This is a genomic window from Streptomyces aureus (assembly GCF_000725495.1).
Taxonomy (GTDB): domain Bacteria; phylum Actinomycetota; class Actinomycetes; order Streptomycetales; family Streptomycetaceae; genus Streptomyces; species Streptomyces aureus_B.
Genome location: NZ_JNZD01000001.1, coordinates 355,285 through 372,376, shown reverse-complemented (window position 1 = coordinate 372,376; position 17,092 = coordinate 355,285). Strand labels below are relative to the sequence as shown.

The 17,092-nt window shown below is 71.8% G+C and carries 11 protein-coding genes; 5 read left to right on the top strand and 6 right to left on the bottom strand.

From position 1 onward, the window contains the following. Positions 1–57: 57 nt before the first annotated feature. Together IO36_RS01670 and IO36_RS01665 are read left to right on the top strand one after the other, a co-directional pair. The gene (locus IO36_RS01670) at positions 58–960 is read left to right on the top strand and encodes an LLM class flavin-dependent oxidoreductase (protein WP_037615072.1); all 903 of its coding nucleotides are present in this window, start codon (positions 58–60) and stop codon (positions 958–960) included. A 95-nt stretch (positions 961–1,055) separates the two neighbouring features. Further along, complete coding sequence (locus tag IO36_RS01665) at positions 1,056–1,943, top strand: Cof-type HAD-IIB family hydrolase (RefSeq protein ID WP_078942942.1); 888 nt, start codon at positions 1,056–1,058, stop codon at positions 1,941–1,943. A 332-nt stretch (positions 1,944–2,275) separates the two neighbouring features. On the opposite strand, the gene IO36_RS01660 is transcribed toward IO36_RS01665, so the two are convergent. From IO36_RS01660 to hisC, 6 genes are all read right to left on the bottom strand, one after another. Beyond that, positions 2,276–3,325 carry a M23 family metallopeptidase gene (locus IO36_RS01660; RefSeq protein WP_037615068.1) on the bottom strand — a complete coding sequence of 350 codons (1,050 nt, stop codon included), beginning with the start codon at positions 3,323–3,325 and terminating at the stop codon, positions 2,276–2,278. A gap of 168 nt (positions 3,326–3,493) precedes the next feature. Beyond that, complete coding sequence (locus tag IO36_RS01655; protein ID WP_245173097.1) at positions 3,494–5,170, bottom strand: GAF domain-containing sensor histidine kinase; 1,677 nt, start codon at positions 5,168–5,170, stop codon at positions 3,494–3,496. A gap of 107 nt (positions 5,171–5,277) precedes the next feature. Next, complete coding sequence (cydD, locus tag IO36_RS01650; RefSeq protein WP_209441132.1) at positions 5,278–8,832, bottom strand: thiol reductant ABC exporter subunit CydD; 3,555 nt, start codon at positions 8,830–8,832, stop codon at positions 5,278–5,280. Positions 8,833–8,893: 61 nt separating this feature from the next. Then, the gene (gene cydB, locus IO36_RS01645; protein ID WP_037615064.1) at positions 8,894–9,901 is read right to left on the bottom strand and encodes a cytochrome d ubiquinol oxidase subunit II; all 1,008 of its coding nucleotides are present in this window, start codon (positions 9,899–9,901) and stop codon (positions 8,894–8,896) included. 19 nt (positions 9,902–9,920) lie between these two features. Continuing rightward, on the bottom strand, positions 9,921–11,429 hold the full coding sequence (locus IO36_RS01640) for a cytochrome ubiquinol oxidase subunit I (protein ID WP_037615062.1): 1,509 nt from the start codon (positions 11,427–11,429) through the stop codon (positions 9,921–9,923). 392 nt (positions 11,430–11,821) lie between these two features. Further along, positions 11,822–12,901 carry a histidinol-phosphate transaminase gene (hisC, locus tag IO36_RS01635; RefSeq protein WP_037615061.1) on the bottom strand — a complete coding sequence of 360 codons (1,080 nt, stop codon included), beginning with the start codon at positions 12,899–12,901 and terminating at the stop codon, positions 11,822–11,824. A gap of 521 nt (positions 12,902–13,422) precedes the next feature. Between hisC and IO36_RS01630 the strand changes: the two genes are divergently transcribed. From IO36_RS01630 to IO36_RS01620, 3 genes are all read left to right on the top strand, one after another. Continuing rightward, positions 13,423–14,535 (top strand): LacI family DNA-binding transcriptional regulator, encoded by a 1,113-nt coding sequence (locus IO36_RS01630; protein WP_078942941.1) that lies wholly within the window; start codon positions 13,423–13,425, stop codon positions 14,533–14,535. A gap of 202 nt (positions 14,536–14,737) precedes the next feature. Next, the gene (locus tag IO36_RS01625; protein ID WP_037615057.1) at positions 14,738–15,889 is read left to right on the top strand and encodes a metallophosphoesterase; all 1,152 of its coding nucleotides are present in this window, start codon (positions 14,738–14,740) and stop codon (positions 15,887–15,889) included. 181 nt (positions 15,890–16,070) lie between these two features. Continuing rightward, entirely contained in the window at positions 16,071–16,931 is an 861-nt protein-coding gene (locus tag IO36_RS01620; RefSeq protein WP_037615055.1) for a membrane protein, read from the top strand. Positions 16,932–17,092: the final 161 nt, after the last annotated feature.

The window sequence follows — 17,092 nt, the reverse complement described above, 5'->3', positions numbered from 1 at the left end:
GGCCGGCACCCCCACCGCCCTGCGGCGCCCGGGACCGGCTGCGTCTACGCTCGACGCATGAGTCTGCGTCTGAGCACCGTGATCCTGCCGTACGTCCGCTGGCACGAGGGCGGGCGCTCCGCATGGCAGCGCGCGGAGGAGCTCGGCTTCCACACCGCCTTCACCTACGACCACCTGTCGTGGCGGACCTTCCGCGACGGCCCCTGGTTCGGAGCCGTGCCGACGCTGACCGCCGCGGCCGCCGTCACCGACCGGCTGCGCCTCGGCACCCTGGTGACCTCACCGAACTTCCGGCACCCGGTGACCCTCGCCAAGGACCTGATCTCCCTCGACGACATCTCGAACGGCCGGATCACCCTGGGCATCGGAGCGGGCGGCACCGGTTTCGACGCCACCGCGCTCGGACAGGACCCGTGGACCCCGCGGGAGCGCGCCGACCGCTTCGGCGAGTTCGTCCCGCTGCTCGACCGGCTCCTCACGGAGGACTCCGTCTCCTACGGCGGCAACTTCTACTCGGCGCACGAGGCGCGGAACATCCCGGGCTGCGTCCAGCGCCCCCGGCTGCCGTTCGCCGTGGCCGCCACCGGACCGCGCGGGCTGAAGCTCGCCGCCCGCCACGGACAGGCCTGGGTGACGACCGGAGACCCGAAGCTGTTCGAGACGGGGACCCCCGAGCAGTCGGTCCAGGCACTGCGCGGACAGGTCTCCAAGCTCGCCGACGCGTGCGCCGAGATCGGCCGGGACGTGGCGGGGCTCGACAAGATCCTGCTCACCGGCTTCACCCCCGACCGGGGCCGCCCCCTGGAGTCCCTCGACGCGTTCGTCGACTTCGCGGGCCGGCACGCCGAACTGGGCTTCGACGAGATCGTGATCCACTGGCCGATCCCCGACTCCGAGTTCGCCGCCGACGCGAAGGTCTTCGAGCGGATCGCCATGGAAGCCGTGGCCCAGCTGGGCTGAAGCGCTTCCCGGGGTCCGACGGGACACGACGGCGGAGGGCGGGATGCGGCGGTAACCACTCAAGTGTGCGCACCGCCGCACGGCCGTGCGCATATATGCGGGAGAATGAGCCCGTGACCTCAGCGACTCGCCGGCCCGAGACCCCGGCCTCCACCGTCCCGCCCCGGCTGATCGCCACGGACCTCGACGGCACCTTGTTGCGCGACGACAAATCGGTGTCCGACCGCACGATCGCCGCCCTCGCCGCCGCCGAACAGGCCGGCATCGAGGTCTTCTTCGTCACCGGCCGCCCGGCCCGCTGGATGGACGTCGTCAGCGACCACGTCCACGGGCACGGCCTCGCCATCTGCGGCAACGGCGCCGCCGTGGTCGACCTGCACGGCGGCCCCGGCGCCCACCGCTTCGTCAAGATCCGCGAACTGACGCCGGACATCGCCCTGGACGTCATCGGGATCCTGCGCTCCGTCGCCCCCGGCACGGTGTGCGCCGTCGAGCGGACGTACGGACTCCACCTCGAGCCGGGCTACCCCCTCATGCACATGGAGCCCCCGGAGATCGTCCTGCCCGCCGAGAAGCTCCTCGCCGAGGACGCCCTGGACGCCGACCAGCCGGTGTTGAAGGTCCTCGCCTTCCACCCGGAGATGGACCCGGACGAATTCCTCGCCGTCGCCCGGCCCGCCATAGGGGAGCGGGCCAACGTGACCCGGTCGAGCCCCAGCGCCCTGCTGGAGATCAGCGGCCCCGGCATCTCCAAGGCCAGCACCCTCGCGCTGTGCTGCGCCGAGCGCGGGATCGCACCCGAGGAGGTCGTCGCGTTCGGTGACATGCCCAACGACGTCGAGATGCTCACCTGGGCGGGCCGGTCCTACGCGATGGGCAACGCCCACCCCGCAGTGATCGCCGCCGCCTCCGGCCGCACCGTCGCCAACAACGAGGACGGGGTCGCGGTCGTGATCGAGCAGATCCTGGCGGACCGCTCCTAGGCGGAACCGCCCCGGCACCGCGGTCGGGGTCACGGGTCCTCCGGCGGTTGGCGGAGGACCCGGTGGACCGGCGGTGCGGCGCAGGACCGGCGGTGCGGCGCAGGACTGGTGCGGCGCAGGACTGGCGGTGCTGTCCGACCCTCGGTGGTATCCGGGCCCAGGTGGCGCCCGGGCCTCGGTGCCGTCCATGCCTCGGTGCTGTCCGGCCTCGGTGCCGTCCGGCCTCGGTGCTGTCCGTCCTCGGTGCTGTCCGGCCTCGGTACCGTCCGGGCCCTTCCCCGGGTCCGCGGTGCCCGGTCAGGCCCTGTCCGGCGCCAGCGCCGGCTGCGGCTCTAGACGACCACCCCGTGCTCCGCCAGCCACGGCACCGGGTCGACCGCCGATCCCATGTCCGGGGTGACCCGCACCTCGAAGTGCAGATGCGGACCGGTCGAGTTGCCGCTCGTGCCCGACTGCCCGATCCACTCCCCGGCCGAGACCCGCTGCCCCTGGTCGACGGCGACGGACGCGAGATGCGCGTACTGGGTGTAGTAGCCGCCGGGATGCTCGACCACGACCTCGATGCCGAAGGCACCGCCGCAGGACACCCGCACCACCCGGCCCGCCCCGGCCGCCCGCACCGGGGTGCCGATCGGCACCGCGAAGTCCTGCCCCGTGTGCCGGTGCGCCCAGTGCTCGCCCCCGCTGCCGAAGCCCGCGGAGAGCTCGTACGTCTCCACCGGCGCGACCCACGCCTGCGTGAAGTGCGCCGGCGGCTGGTCGAGCCGGACCGCCCCGCGGCAGGAACCGGCCGCCACGGACGCGTCCGCCCGGCTCTGCAGCGCCGAGCGCGCCTCGTCGAGCTTCTCCTCGATCGTCCGCTTGATCGCGGCGAGTTCCCCGCTGCGCTTCTCCAGCACCTGCCACTCGGACCGGGCCCTCGCCTCGTCCGCGGCGAGCCGTCCTTCCGCCCGCCTGCTCCTCGCCACGGCCCCGGCGACGGCCAGATCGGCCCGCCGCACGGCGTGCTGACCGCGCATCAGCCCTTCGGGGTCCTTCGCGAACAGGATCTGCGCCGTGTACGGCAGCCCGCCGCCCTGCCGGTACTGGGCCCGCACGATACGGCCCAGGTCCTCGTGCAGGACCGCGGTCTCCGCACGCTCCCGCACGAGCCGACGCTCGGCCCGCTCCGCCCGGCCGCGCTGGGCATCGGCGTCCTGCCGCCCCGCCTCGTAGCGTCCCGTCGCCACGGACGCGTCCTCGTACAGCCGCGCCACCTGGGCGCTGATGTCGAGTTCCGCGCCGTCCCCGTCGCCGTCGGCCACCGCGGGCCGGGCCGCAAGCACCACGAGCACGGACAACAGGGCCGGTACGAGCAGGGGATGGCGGCGAGATGGGCGCATGACAGCGATCGTGGCCCGCGCCCCGGGGACCGGCCCGTTCAAGGCGTACACCTGGGGGACAGGACGTCACGAATGGCGCAGCACCGCGACCGGTCGGATCCCGGCCCGGTGGCCCTCGTGCGGGCCGCGCACTCCGTACGCGCGAACAGCGCGTCCGGGCAAGGGGGTTCAGTGCGGTACCTGCCACACCACCGTCGTGCCGCCCCCGTCCGCACCGATTCCCGGCCCGTGCCAACTCGCGCCGCCCAGCGACTCGGCGCGCCGGGCGAGGTTCCTCAGACCGCTGCGCCGGCCGCCCTCGGGGATGCCGACACCGTCGTCCGCCACTTCCAGCCGCACACCCGGCCGCCCGTCCGGGAGCTCGGCGTCCGCGTCGACGGTGACCTCGATCCGGGAGGCCCCCGCGTGCCGGAAGGCGTTGGAGAGGGCTTCGCGCAGCGCCGCGATGAGGTTCTTTGCCGTGAGTTCCCCGACGCGGGTGTCGACGGGTCCCTCGAAGCGGTGCCCGGGCTGGAAACCGAGCGGGACGGCGGCCATGTTGATCTCGCGCAGGACGCGGGTGCTCAGTGCGGACGGGGTCTCGGCGGGACCCTGCCGGAGCGCGAAGATCGCGGTGCGGATCTCCTGGATGGTGACGTCCAGTTCGTCGACCGCCTTGCCGATGCCGCGCCGCACCTCCGGCACGTCCGACCGGCGCTGCGCGCTCTCCAGCGTCATCCCGGTGGCGAACAGCCGCTGGATGACCAGGTCGTGCAGGTCGCGTGCGATCCGGTCGCGGTCCTCGTAGACGGCGAGCCGTTCCCGGTCGCGCTGGGTCTCGGCCATGATCAGCGCCAGGGCGGCCTGCGAGGCGAACTGGCCGGCGACGCTCCGTTCGGTCCCGGTGAACTGCCGTCCGTCGCGGGAGCGGGGGGTCAGCAGGGCGCCGAGGACCCGGCCGTCGCTCTCCAGGGGGAGCATCATGACGGGCCCATAGGTGCGCGTCAGCTCCGTCCGCATGCGGGGGTCGGCGGAGGCGTCCGCGAGGAACACCGGGTTCCCCTCGCGGAGTTCGGCGACCAGTTCGCTCTCCGGCGGCACGACCACGCCGAGAACGTCCGAGGGCCGGTCCGAGGCGACCGCAACGACCTCCAGGCCCCCGTCGTCCGTGGGCAGCAGCACGATCCCGGCGGCGGAGCCGGACAGCCGGCGGGCCTGTTCGGCGACGGTCCCCAGGACGTCCTCGGCGTCCCCGCCGGCCAGCAGCGCCGTGGTGACGGCCACCGAACCGTCGATCCAGCGCTCCCGCTGCTTCGCCGCCTCGTACAGCCGGGCATGGCCGATGGCGATGCCGGCCTCCGTCGCGAGCACCTTGACCATGGCGAGGTCCTCGTCGCCGAAGGGGCCGCCGCGCTTGTCCGCGAGGTACAGGTTTCCGAAGATCTCCCCCTGCACCCGGATCGGCACTCCGAGGAAGCTGCGCATCGGCGGGTGTCCGGCCGGGAACCCGCACGAGCGCGGGTCGTCCGTCAGATCGGCGAGGACCACCGGGTCGGGGTCGCGGATGAGCGCGCCCAGCAGTCCCTGGTGGCCGTCGGGCCGCCGGCCGATCCTGCGGGCCGTCTCCTCGTCGACGCCGTGCGGGACGAAGTCCGCGAGGCCGTCTCCGCTCGTGTCCACGACCCCGATGGCCGCGTAGCGCGCGTCCGTGAGCTCGGCCGCCGTCTCGCAGATCCGGTCCAGCTTGGAGTGCAGCTCGAGACCCGATCCGACCGAGCGCACGGCCTCCAGCAGCCGCGGCACCCGCAGGGCCGGGGCGTCGGCCGGCCCTTCTCGAGCACGGGCCGCCGGCCCCGCCGCGCCCATGCCGTCACCCGGGGCTGAGGGACCCCTCACCGCTGACATGCCTCGAGCCTAATGAGAACCTTTTGCCCGCAAAAGTCGGATCGCGGGCATGGATCGCCGCAGGGCGCTCAGGACGCCGCGGCCCGCACCAGCAGGTCCGCCGCCCGCTCCCTGTCCACCATCTCCCGCAGCGGTCCCTCCACGGCCGACAGCTCGGCGAACGCCCCGCGCTGGACCACGCCTCCCTCCGCGAGCACGACCACCTCGTCCACGGCGTCGAGTCCTGCCAGCCGGTGGGTGATCAGCAGGGTCGTCCGGCCCTCGGTAGCGGCCAGCAGATCCGCGGTGAGCGCGTCCGCCGTCGGCAGGTCCAGGTGCTCCGCGGGTTCGTCGAGCACGAGCACCGGGAAGTCGGCGAGGAGCGCCCGGGCCAGCGCGAGCCGCTGACGCTGGCCGCCGGACAGCCGTGCCCCGTGTTCGCCGATCGGTGTGTCGAGCCCGTCGGGCAGTTCGTCCACCCAGTCCAGGAGCCGGGCCCGCCCCAGCGCGTCGCGCAGCGCGGCCTCGGTCGCGTCCTTGCGGGCGAGCAGCAGGTTCTCGCGCACGGTGCTGTCGAAGAGGTGGGCGTCCTGGGCGCACAGCCCGACCAGGCGGCGCACGTCGTCCCCGTCCATCGCGCGGGCGTCGACCCCGCCGAGCGTGTACGTCCCCTCCCGGGGGTCCAGGAACCGCAGCAACACCTGCGCGAGCGTGGTCTTGCCGGCCCCGGACGTGCCGACCACCGCGATCCTGCGGCCCTGTTCGAGGGTCAGATCCAGACCGGCCAGCGCGTCCCGGTCCGCTCCCGCGTGACGGGCCCGGAGCCCGGACACGCGGAGCGGGAACGGCGACGTGGGCGCCGGAGACGGCTGTTCGGGCTCGCGTACGGGATCGGCGGCGTCCAGCACCTCGTGGACCCGCTCCGCGGACCTCCGCACCCGCTGGCGGTACTGGACGGCGAGCGGCAGTCCCATGACGGCCTCGAAGGCCGCGAGGGGGGTCAGGACGACGACGGCCATGAGCACGCCGTGCAGCCGTCCCGCCGCGACCGCCTGCGCGCCCACGAGGGCGGCGGCCGCGACGGTGAGTCCGGAGACGAGCGCGGTGAGGCCGTCGCCGAGCGCGGTCGCGGTGGCGCCCCGCGAGGCGATGTCCGTGAGGACGCGGTCGGCCTGCCGGGTCCGCGCGGTCCGGGCGGGCAGCGCGCCCGCGACGGTCAGCTCGGCGGTCCCGGTGAGCAGATCGGCCACCTGGGTGGCCAGGGCGCCGCGGGCGGGGGCCAGCCGGCGCTCGGCGCGGCGCGCCACGGCTCCGGTCACCAGGGGCACCCCGGCTCCGGCCGCCAGGAGACCGACGGCGAGCACGGCCCCGGCCTCGGGGAGCAGCCAGGCGGTGAAGGCGACGGAGGCGGTGGACACGAGGGCCGCGGCTCCGGCGGGCAGGAGCCAGCGCAGCCAGTAGTCCTGCAGGGCGTCCACGTCGGCGACGAGCCGCGTCAGCAGGTCGCCGCGCCGGGTGGTCCGCAGTCCGGCGGGCGCGAGCCGCTCCAGCCGCCGGTAGACCGCGACCCGGGTGTCGGCGAGCATCCGCAGGACGGCGTCGTGCGAGACCAGGCGCTCCGCGTACCGGAACACCGCCCGTCCGATGCCGAAGGTGCGGGTGGCCGTCACGGCCACCATCAGATAGAAGACCGGGGGCTGCTGGGAGGCCCGGGAGATGAGCCAGCCGGAGGTCGCCATGAGACCGACCGCGCTGCCGAGCGCCAGGGCCCCGAGCAACAGGGCGAGCGCGAGTGGCCCGCGCCGGGGAGCCGCCATCGCCCGGACCCGGCCGAGCACACCACCCCGGCTCCGGGACGGCTCGGCGAGGTCCTCAGGGGCCGCCGCGGCAACGTCGGCCGGCTCGGCAAGGTCCTGGCGGGCCGTAGCCCCGACCGCCTGGGACGGCAGGGTGCCGGTCGCCGGCACGGGGCCGGAGACGCCGGCGTCAGCCGCCGGCCCGGGCCCGCCGAGGGCGTGGGCTTCGAGGCGTACGACCCGGTCCGCCGCTTCGAGCAGGGCCGGCCGGTGCACGACCAGCAGGACGGTCCGGCCCACGGCCAGCCGCCGGACGGCCGCGACGACCTCGGCCTCGGTCTCCCCGTCGAGCGCGGCCGTCGGTTCGTCGAGCAGCAGCACGGGCCGGTCCGCGAGGAACGCCCGCGCGAGTGCCAGCCGCTGACGCTGGCCCGCCGACAGTCCGGCGCCGTCCTCACCGAGGACGGTGTCGGCCCCGGCGGGCAGCGCGTCGACGAAGACGGCGGCACCGGCGTCGACGAGCGCCTTGCGCAGCGCGGCCTCGTCGGCGTCGGGCCGGGCCAGCCGTACGTTCTCGGCGATGGACCCGGCGTACAGGTGCGGCCGTTGCGGCACCCATGCGATCCGCGAGCGCCAGTGCGCGAGGTCGGCGTCGGCGAGATCGGCTCCCCCGGCCCGGACCCGGCCGGCGGTGGGCTCGACGAAGCCGAGCAGGACGTTCAGCAGCGTCGACTTGCCCACGCCGCTGGGTCCGACGAGGGCGACGGTCTCACCGGCTCCGACGGTGAAGGTGACGTCGGAGACCGCGTCCGCGGAACGCCCGGGGTACCGCACGGTCACGCCCTCGAAGGTGATGTCCCCCGCGGGCGCCCGCCGCGTTCCGGACCGCGATGCCGGCGTCTCCAGCACCTCGAAGATCGCCTCGGCGGCCGCGAGGCCCTCGGCGGCCGCGTGGTACTGGGCGCCCACCTGCCGCAGCGGCAGGTATGCCTCGGGAGCCAGCACAAGGACGACGAGTCCCACGTACAGGTCCATCTCGCCGCGGACGAGCCGCATGCCGATGGTGACCGCGACCAGCGCGACCGAGATGGTGGCGAGCAGTTCCAGGGCGAAGGAGGAGAGGAACGCGATCCGGAGGGTCCGCATGGTCGCCTGCCGGTACTCGCCGGTGATCTTCCGGATCGACTCGGCCTGCGCCTTGGCCCGGCCGAACACCTTGAGGGTGGGCAGTCCAGCGACCACGTCCAGGAAGTGTCCGGACAGCCGGGAGAGCATCCGCCACTGACGGTCCATGTGACTGCGCGTCGCCCAGCCGATGAGCACCATGAACAGGGGGATCAGCGGCAGTGTGCCGACGATGATCGCCGCAGAGACCCAGTCCTCGGTAACAATCCGCGCCAGCACGGCCACCGGCACCACCAGCGCGAGGCCCAATTGCGGCAGATAGCGCGAGAAGTAGTCGTCGAGCGCGTCGACGCCCCGGGTCGCGAGGGCGACGAGGGATCCCGTCCGCTGGCCGCTGAGCCACCCGGGCCCGAGCGACGCGGCCTTCTCCACCAGCCGCCCCCGCAGCTCGGACTTGACCGCGGCGCTGGCGCGGTGGGCGGCGAGCTCCGTGAGCCAGGCCACCGCGGCGCGCCCGAGCGCCACGGCCGCCAACAGGAGGAGGGGATCGCGCAGTTCGGCGACGGAGAAACCGTGCTCGAAGGCACCGACCACCACCTCGGCGATCAGCATCGCCTGGGCGATGATCAGGGCCGCTCCGGCGACGCCCAGGGCCACGACCGCCGCCAGGAAGAGGCGGGTGGCTCGGGCGTACCGAAGCAGGCGCGGATCGATCGGTTTCACGTGAAACACACCTTTTGATCCATCAGGCATGTTTCACGTGAAACATGCCAGTCCATCAGATTCAGTGCGACGCGTCGACGGCGATGTGGTGCGTGCCGATGCGCTTGCGGAACACCCAGTAGGTCCAGCTCTGGTAGAGCAGAACGATCGGTGTGGCGATCACGGCACACCAGGTCATGATCTTCAGGGTGTACTGACTCGACGAGGCGTTGGTGACCGTGAGGCTCCAGTCCGCGTTGAGCGAGGACGGCATGACGTCCGGGAAGAGCGACAGGAAGAGCATCGCGACGGCCGCGATGATGGTGAGCCCCGAGAGGATGAAGGCCCACCCCTCTCGTCCCGCGTTGACCATCGCCAGCGCCCCGACGAGGGCGAGGACGGCCACGATCAGTGCGCCCAGCGAGGCGCCGTCACCGCTGTCGATCTGGGTCCAGATCAGAAAGACCAGCGCCAGCACGGCCGTTGCCAGGCCGACCTGAAGCGCGAGCTTCCGCGACCGCTCCCGGATGTCGCCCACCGTCTTGAGTCCGACGAACACGGCCCCGTGGAAGGTGAACAGCGTGAGCGTGACCAGACCGCCGAGGATCGAGTACACGTTGAGCAGGTCCCAGAAGTTCCCGACGTATTCGAAGTTCCGGTCGATCTTCACCCCGCGCACGATGTTGCCGAAGGCCACTCCCCACAGGAACGCGGGGATCAGCGAGGTCCAGAAGATCGCCGTCTCCCAGTTGCGCTGCCAGTGCTCCTCGGGGCGCTTGGCCCGGTACTCGAAGGCGACACCCCGCACGATCAGCGTGACGAGGATGATCAGCAGCGGCAGATAGAAGCCCGAGAAGAGGGTGGCGTACCACTCGGGGAAGGCGGCGAAGGTGGCACCGCCGGCGGTGAGCAGCCACACCTCGTTGCCGTCCCACACCGGGCCGATCGTGTTGATCAGAACCCGCTTCTCGGTGCGGTCGCGGGCCAGCAGCTTGGTGAGGATGCCGACTCCGAAGTCGAAGCCCTCCAGGAAGAAGTAACCGGTCCACAGGACCGCGATGAGGACGAACCAGACGTCGTGAAGTTCCATGACTCAGTGCTCCCCGAGCCTAGTAGGAGAAGGCCATCGGCTTGTCGGCGTCACCGGAGTCGCCGCCGATCCTGGTGGGCGGGTTGAGGTCGGCCTCGGTGAGCTCGGGCGGCCCTGCCTTCACGTACTTCGCGAGCAGCTTGACCTCGATGACGGCGAGGATCGCGTACAGCAGCGAGTAGACGGTCAGCGAGGTGATGACCTCGCCCTGCGAGACGGTGGGGGAGACCCCGTACCGGGTCTGCAGGACGCCGTAGACGACCCACGGCTGACGGCCCATCTCGGTGAAGATCCAGCCCCAGGAGTTGGCGATCAGCGGGAAGGCCAGGGTCCAGATGGCGATCCGCCAGCCCCACTTGCTGAGCTTCGGGCCGAGCGCCTTGTTCTTGAACAGGACCAGGTGCGGTGCCTCGTCCTCGCCGACCCTCAGGTGCTGCGGCAGCATGAACTTCTTACGGGTCAGCCAGAGTCCGACGATGCCGATCACGAAGGAGGCCATGCCGAAGCCGATCATCCAGCGGAACGCCCAGAAGGTGACCGGGATGATGGGCCGGTAGTCGCCGGGGCCGTACTTCTCCTGCTCGGCCTTGTTGGTGTCGTTGATGCCGGGGACGTACGAGTTGAAGTCGTCGTTGGCGAGGAAGGACAGTATCCCGGGGATCGACAGCTCGACGGAGTTGTGGCCCTTGCTCACGTCTCCGTACGCGAAGATCGAGAACGGCGCGGAGTCCTGGCCGTCCCACAGCGCCTCGGCCGCGGCCATCTTCATCGGCTGCTGCTTGAACATGACCTTGCCGAGGGTGTCTCCGCTGATCGCCGTGAGGAGACCGGCGATGACGACGGTGACGAGGCCGAGCCGCAGCGAGGTCTTCATGACCGCGACGTGCCGCTTGCGGGCCAGATGGATCGCGGCGATGCCCACCATGAAGGCGCCACCGGTCAGGAACGCCGCGGTGAGCGTGTGGAACACCTGGGCGAGCGCGGTGTTCTGCGTCAGGACGTGCCAGAAGTCGGTGAGTTCCGCGCGCCCCTTGGCCTTGTTGATCCGGTAGCCGACGGGGTGCTGCATCCACGAGTTGGCCGCGAGGATGAAGTACGCCGACAGCATCGTGCCGATGGAGACCATCCAGATGCAGGCGAGGTGGAGCTTCTTCGGGAGCTTGTCCCAGCCGAAGATCCACAGCCCGATGAAGGTGGACTCGAAGAAGAAGGCGAGCAGGGCCTCGAAGGCGAGCGGGGCCCCGAAGATGTCACCGACGAAGCGCGAGTAGGCGGACCAGTTCATCCCGAACTGGAACTCCTGGACGATGCCGGTGACGACACCCATCGCGATGTTGATCAGGAAGAGCTTGCCCCAGAACTTGGTCGCCCTGAGGTACTTCTGCTTCTCCGTACGCACCCAGGCGGTCTGCAGGCCGGCGACGAGCGCGGCGAGCGAGATCGTCAGAGGGACGAAGAAGAAGTGGTAGACGGTGATAATGCCGAACTGCCATCGCGCCATGGTCTCCGGCGCCAAAGCCAATTCCACGTCGTCAGTCTCCTTACGTCGCCGTGGTCACAGCGGCAGTGTGCCCGCTTTACAACAGACATCACGGGAGCAACAGGACACGCTTGTGAACGCGTTCACATTCACAAGCAATTATGACGCATACCCGTTCGACGTCCGAGGGGTGGGGGGTCCCTCAGTGGGGCCCAAGGGTCCCGACCGGGTGGAACCGGCCGGCCCAAGGGCCCGAACGAGCCATCCGCGCCGCCCGCGCTCCGGGTCCGCCCGTTCTCGGCCCCTCGGGACCGGCGCCGGGCACGCCGAGGGCCCCGTACACGCCTCACGCGTACGGGGCCCTCGCCGGAACTCATGGGCGGGCGCCCTCGCGGATCAGGGACCGGCCCGCTCGGGTGGGCGGTTGGTCCGCCGGGCGCCTACAGGCCCTTGTGGAAGCCCTCGGTCGCCTTGAGGAAGATGTCGTTCGCCTCAGTCTCGCCGATCGTGACGCGGACGCCCTCACCGGCGAACGGACGCACCACGACACCGGCCTGCTCGCAGTGCGCGGCGAAGTCGAGGGTGCGCTCCCCCAGCCGCAGCCACACGAAGTTGGCCTGCGTCTCGGGCACCGTCCAGCCCTGGGTGCGCAGGGTGTCGACCACCCGGGTGCGCTCCGAGACCAGCGAACCGACCCGGCCGAGCAGTTCGTCCTCGGCCCGCAGGCTCGCCACCGCGGCGTCCTGGGCCAGCTGGCTCACGCCGAACGGCACCGCCGTCTTGCGGAGCGCGGCCGCGATCGGCTCGTGGGCGATCGCGAAACCGACCCGCAGGCCGGCCAGCCCGTACGCCTTGGAGAAGGTGCGCAGCACACAGACGTTGGGCCGGTCACGGTAGATCTCCACACCGTCCGGCACCTCGACGTCACGGATGAACTCGCGGTACGCCTCGTCCAGCACCACGAGCACATCGCTCGGGACCCGGTCCAGGAACCGCTCCAGCTCGGCCCGGCGGACCACGGTGCCGGTCGGGTTGTTCGGGTTGCAGAGGAAGATCAGCCGGGTCCGGTCCGTGATGGCGTCGGCCATCGCGTCCAGGTCGTGCACCTCGCCCGGGGTCAGCGGCACCTGCACCGAGGTCGCCCCGCTGATCTGCGTGATGATCGGGTACGCCTCGAAGGACCGCCAGGCGTAGATGACCTCGTCGCCGGGACCGCTCGTGGCCTGCAGCAGCTGCTGGGCGACGCCGACCGAGCCGGTGCCGGTCGCCAGGTGGGAGACGGGGACGCCGAAACGGTCCGCCAGCTCGTTCATCAGCCCGGTGCACGCCATGTCCGGGTAACGGTTGAACGAACCGGTCGCCGCGGTCAGGCTCTCCAGGACACCGGGCAGCGGCGGATACGGGTTCTCGTTGGAGGACAGCTTGTACGCCACGGCTCCGCCGGCTGCGGCGGGCTTCCCGGGCTTGTAGGTGGGGATACCCGCCAGCTCGGCACGCAGCTTGGGGTTCGTGTCGCTCACCGCAGTCCTCCTCGTGACCACCAGCGGCTCATGACCACCACCGGCTACCAATGCTTCTCACCTTATGAGGATTCCGCTCCGGTGCGAATGGCCTGTGGACAACCGGACACCAGGTCGTGTCCGACGGACACCTCTTCGTGACCGGCCAGGTGATCACCGTCCGGCACCGCGGACACCGGCCCCGCCGCCGCGGACACCCGGCCGGGCCCACCGCTCGGCGCACCCGCCGCGGGGCTCCTCGTACGAAGTCGTACGAAAAGGGGGCGCGTCGCCCGCTACCACATGCGCCGGTGGCTCACGCCGTGGCGCGCATCCCTCGTACAGGTGAGTTGAGACCTCTTCGAGACATCGCCCCCTTGGCAGGCACGCACGCGCCGACAAGTCACGTCTTGGGATGAGATCGCTCAACTGCCTTCACTTCAAAGGGAGTTAGCACACATCGATCATGCAGAAACGTGCCTGTCAACGCGTGCATATGCGTCCGCGCTACCCCACCGCAGGAGCCCTAATATCGGCTCGCCATGACAGCAGCAGGGAAGCACCAGGTGAGCCGGGCGGAGACCACGCGCCGAGGCGGTCGGCCAGGCAGGGCGGGCATCAGAGACGTGGCCGCGGCCGCAGGGGTCTCCATCACGACCGTCTCCGATGCCCTCAACGGCAAGGGGCGGCTGCCGGACGCCACCCGCCGCCATGTCCGCGAGGTCGCGGACCGGCTGGGCTACCGCCCCTCGGCGGCGGCCCGGACCCTCCGCACGGGCAAGTCCGGCCTGATCGGCCTGACCGTGACCACGTACGGGGATGAACCTTTCACCTTCACGGAGTTCGCGTACTTCGCCGAGATGGCCAGAGCCGCCACCTCGGCCGCGCTGGCCCGGGGATACGCCCTGGTCATCCTCCCCGCGACCTCCCGCCACGACGTGTGGTCGAACGTGGCCCTGGACGGAACCGTGGTCATCGACCCCTCCGACCAGGACGCGGTCGTCAGCGAGCTGGTCCGCCAGGGACTGCCGGTCGTCTCCGACGGCCGGCCCGCGGGATCGCTCCCCGTCACCGCCTGGGTGGACAACGACCACGAGGCCGCGGTCCTCGGCATCCTGGACCACCTCGCGGACGCGGGCGCCCGCCGCATCGGCCTCCTCACCGGCACCACCACGGACACCTACACCCACCTCTCCACCACCGCCTACCTGCGCTGGTGCGAGCGCGTGGGCCAGGATCCGGTGTACGAGGCCTACCCGGCGCACGATCCGTGCGCGGGAGCCGTGGCGGCCGACCGGCTCCTCGCCCGGCCCGACCGCCCGGACGCCGTCTACGGTCTCTTCGACCCGAACGGCACCGACCTGCTCGCCGCCGCCCGCCGCTACGGGCTGCGCGTACCCGACGACCTGCTCCTGGTCTGCTGCAGCGAGTCGAACGTCTACGCCAGCACCGAGCCGCCCGTCACGACCCTCTCCCTCAAACCGCGCAGAATCGGCACGGCCGTCGTCCAGCTGCTGATCGACGCCATCGAAGGGGTCGAATCGGACCAACCGGTCGAGCAGGTGATACCGACAGAGCTGATCGTGCGGACCTCGTCACAGCGCCGGTCGCCCCGTACGACCGTCAGTCCGCCCCGATCACCCGAGCAGGGCTGAGACCCGACAGGATCCGGGCGGGCCGAGCCCCGCCCAATTCGGGCGAAAACCGCGGTGAACTGGGCTCCTGTTCCGATTCACCACCCCTGGGTCATCACATGGCGCGATCCGCATTCCTATGATGGGCGGACGACACCGCGGGCCGCTGCGACCAGGCAGTCCGAACCGGTGCAGATGCGGCGCGATGGTGGTGGAGGGGTCGATGACTCAGGGGGCCGGTCAGGGACCCGAGGTGGTGCGGACGGCGACGTTGCGCGACTTCCGGGTACCCGGGTACGTCCACGAGACCGGTCCGTATGCGCAGAACACGCCTCAGGGCGAGAGCGCCGGACCGGTCGGGGAGAGCGGGCGCTACGCGCCGGGGGAGTCCAACCCGTACATGTCCAGCGAGCCCCCGCCCCCGTCCGAGTTCCCGGGTGAGTTCTCCGAGGGGTACACGCCCACCCAGCGCGACCTGCCCGTCATCAACCGCGGCGACACCCAGCAGGTCGCCGTCGCCCCCTCGGGGGCCCCCGCGCCCGCACCCGGCGACGGAGGACCCGGCCCGCTGTACGTCGTCGGGGACGTGCACGGCTATCTCGACCAGCTCCTCGCCGCGCTCCAGGACAAGGGCCTGGTCGACGCGGCCGGCAACTGGTCGGCCGGCACCGCGCGCCTGTGGTTCCTCGGCGACTTCACCGATCGCGGCCCGGACGGCATCGGCGTCATCGACCTCGTGATGCGGCTCTCCGCCGAGGCCGCCGCCGCCGGCGGCTACTGCAAGGCCCTCATGGGCAACCACGAGCTGCTGCTGCTCGGCGCCAAGCGGTTCGGCGACACACCCGTCAGCTCCGGCGCCGGCACCGCGACCTTCCAGGCCGCCTGGCTGCTCAACGGCGGCCAGAAGACGGACATGGACCGCCTCCAGGACCACCACCTGCAGTGGATGGCCCGCCTCGACGCCATGGAACTGGTCGACGGACACCTTCTGGTGCACTCCGACACCACCGCCTACCTCGACTACGGCGACTCCATCGAAGCGGTCAACGACACCGTCCGCGAGACCCTCACCCGCAACGACGCCGAGGACTGCTGGGACCTCTTTCGCAAGTTCACCCGTCGCTTCGCCTTCCGCGACGACGGAGCCGGGGCGGTCCACGAACTGCTCGACACCTACGGCGGCACCCGCATCGTCCACGGCCACAGCCCCATCCCCTACCTCCTGGGCGAGACGGTCCCGGAGGACGGCGAGGCCGGAGCCGGTCCCGTGATCGAAGGACCGCACGTCTACGCCGACGGACTGGCCATCGCGATGGACGGCGGAGTGACCATGGCCGGAAAGCTGCTGGTCCAGCAACTTCCCCTGGATATCTGAGCGTTCGCCGGACAGGCGCCCGGCGGGCCCGGCACGGCGGACGGGGGGCCAATTTCTGGAAACCCCCTGTCACGGCGTGCCGTCGCCGCTCTACCATCGCCTTATCCGTAGCAGGCTCCCCTCCGTTTCTGCCCAACGGCTCGTCAGCGTGCGAGCCATCAGCCCTACGGAGCATCGGGGGATGCAGATGAACAGCGTTCCGCAGCACCTGCTGAGCGAGGACCGCCAGGAATACGAGCGGATCCTCGATGAGGCGCTGCGCTCCGCACCACACCGCCCGGAACTCGCCGCCGTCGGCCGGCGGCTCAACCTCGAACAACTGCGCACCATGGCGCTCAACGCCACGGCCCTCATCACGACGGCCGCGTCGGACGAGTACGCGCACTATGTGAAGGTCCGCAGCGACATGCGCCGCCCCGTGCGGCCCGCCCCGTCCGTCGGCGAGGAAACCGGCCCCCAGGAGCCGGGCACGCCCGTGATGGGCCTCGCCGCCACCGTGGGGGAGGTCACCGAGACCGCGGGCGCCGGCGCGGTCGCGGTCGTCGCGGTCCTCGCCCCCGTCCTCGCCGGGACGGCCGCGGCGATCTTCTTGCTCGTCGGCTACGTCCTGAGGGTGCTCGACCCCGAGCCGGCGATCGCCGGAACGCTGCTGACCACCGGATGGGTCTTCGGCGCGGTCACGGCGGCCGCCATCCTGGTCGCCGCGGCCGGACTGCTGCTGACCGCCCTGCGCAACGGCTCCTCGTCCCTGCGGGCCGGAGCGGGGGACGAGCTGTCCGAACAGGTCGCCCGGGCCAAGGAGGCCTGGCACGACGCCCTCCTGGAACGCGGCATCCTGCCGTTCCTCCGGGACGCCCTCGCGGACCCGGGCTCGGCGGCCCTGGACCGCCCCGCCCCGGCCCCCAGCCGCATACCCCACCTGGGGTACGGCCGGCCGGGGTTCAGCAGCCCCGAGGACGGAACCGCGGGCCCGCGTCCGAGCTTCTCCAGCCCGGATTTCACGAGCCCGGACTTCGGAGGACCTGAACACCAGCCGGAGTGACCCGGCCGGCCGACGGCCGGGTTTCACGGCGGAAGGGGGCCCGCGCGTGCGCGGGCCCGCACACCGCCTCCGGCGCGGCCTCGTGCGGCCGCCGCCGCTCCCTGGTGCCCCTCGTGCGCCGTGCGCCACCCCGGATCGTCCGCAGCGTCCGGACGGCTCGC

Bases quoted from the DNA above. Each gene is read 5' to 3' on its own strand.
- IO36_RS01655 (WP_245173097.1), bottom strand. From the start codon at position 5,170: ATGGGCGCGGCGGGGCCGGCGGCCCGTGCTCGAGAAGGGCCGGCCGAC.
- cydB (WP_037615064.1), bottom strand. From the start codon at position 9,901: ATGGAACTTCACGACGTCTGGTTCGTCCTCATCGCGGTCCTGTGGACC.
- IO36_RS01625 (WP_037615057.1), top strand. From the start codon at position 14,738: ATGACTCAGGGGGCCGGTCAGGGACCCGAGGTGGTGCGGACGGCGACG.
- IO36_RS01670 (WP_037615072.1), top strand. From the start codon at position 58: ATGAGTCTGCGTCTGAGCACCGTGATCCTGCCGTACGTCCGCTGGCAC.
- IO36_RS01665 (WP_078942942.1), top strand. From the start codon at position 1,056: ATGCGGGAGAATGAGCCCGTGACCTCAGCGACTCGCCGGCCCGAGACC.
- IO36_RS01620 (WP_037615055.1), top strand. From the start codon at position 16,071: ATGCAGATGAACAGCGTTCCGCAGCACCTGCTGAGCGAGGACCGCCAG.
- IO36_RS01630 (WP_078942941.1), top strand. From the start codon at position 13,423: ATGACAGCAGCAGGGAAGCACCAGGTGAGCCGGGCGGAGACCACGCGC.
- IO36_RS01660 (WP_037615068.1), bottom strand. From the start codon at position 3,325: ATGCGCCCATCTCGCCGCCATCCCCTGCTCGTACCGGCCCTGTTGTCC.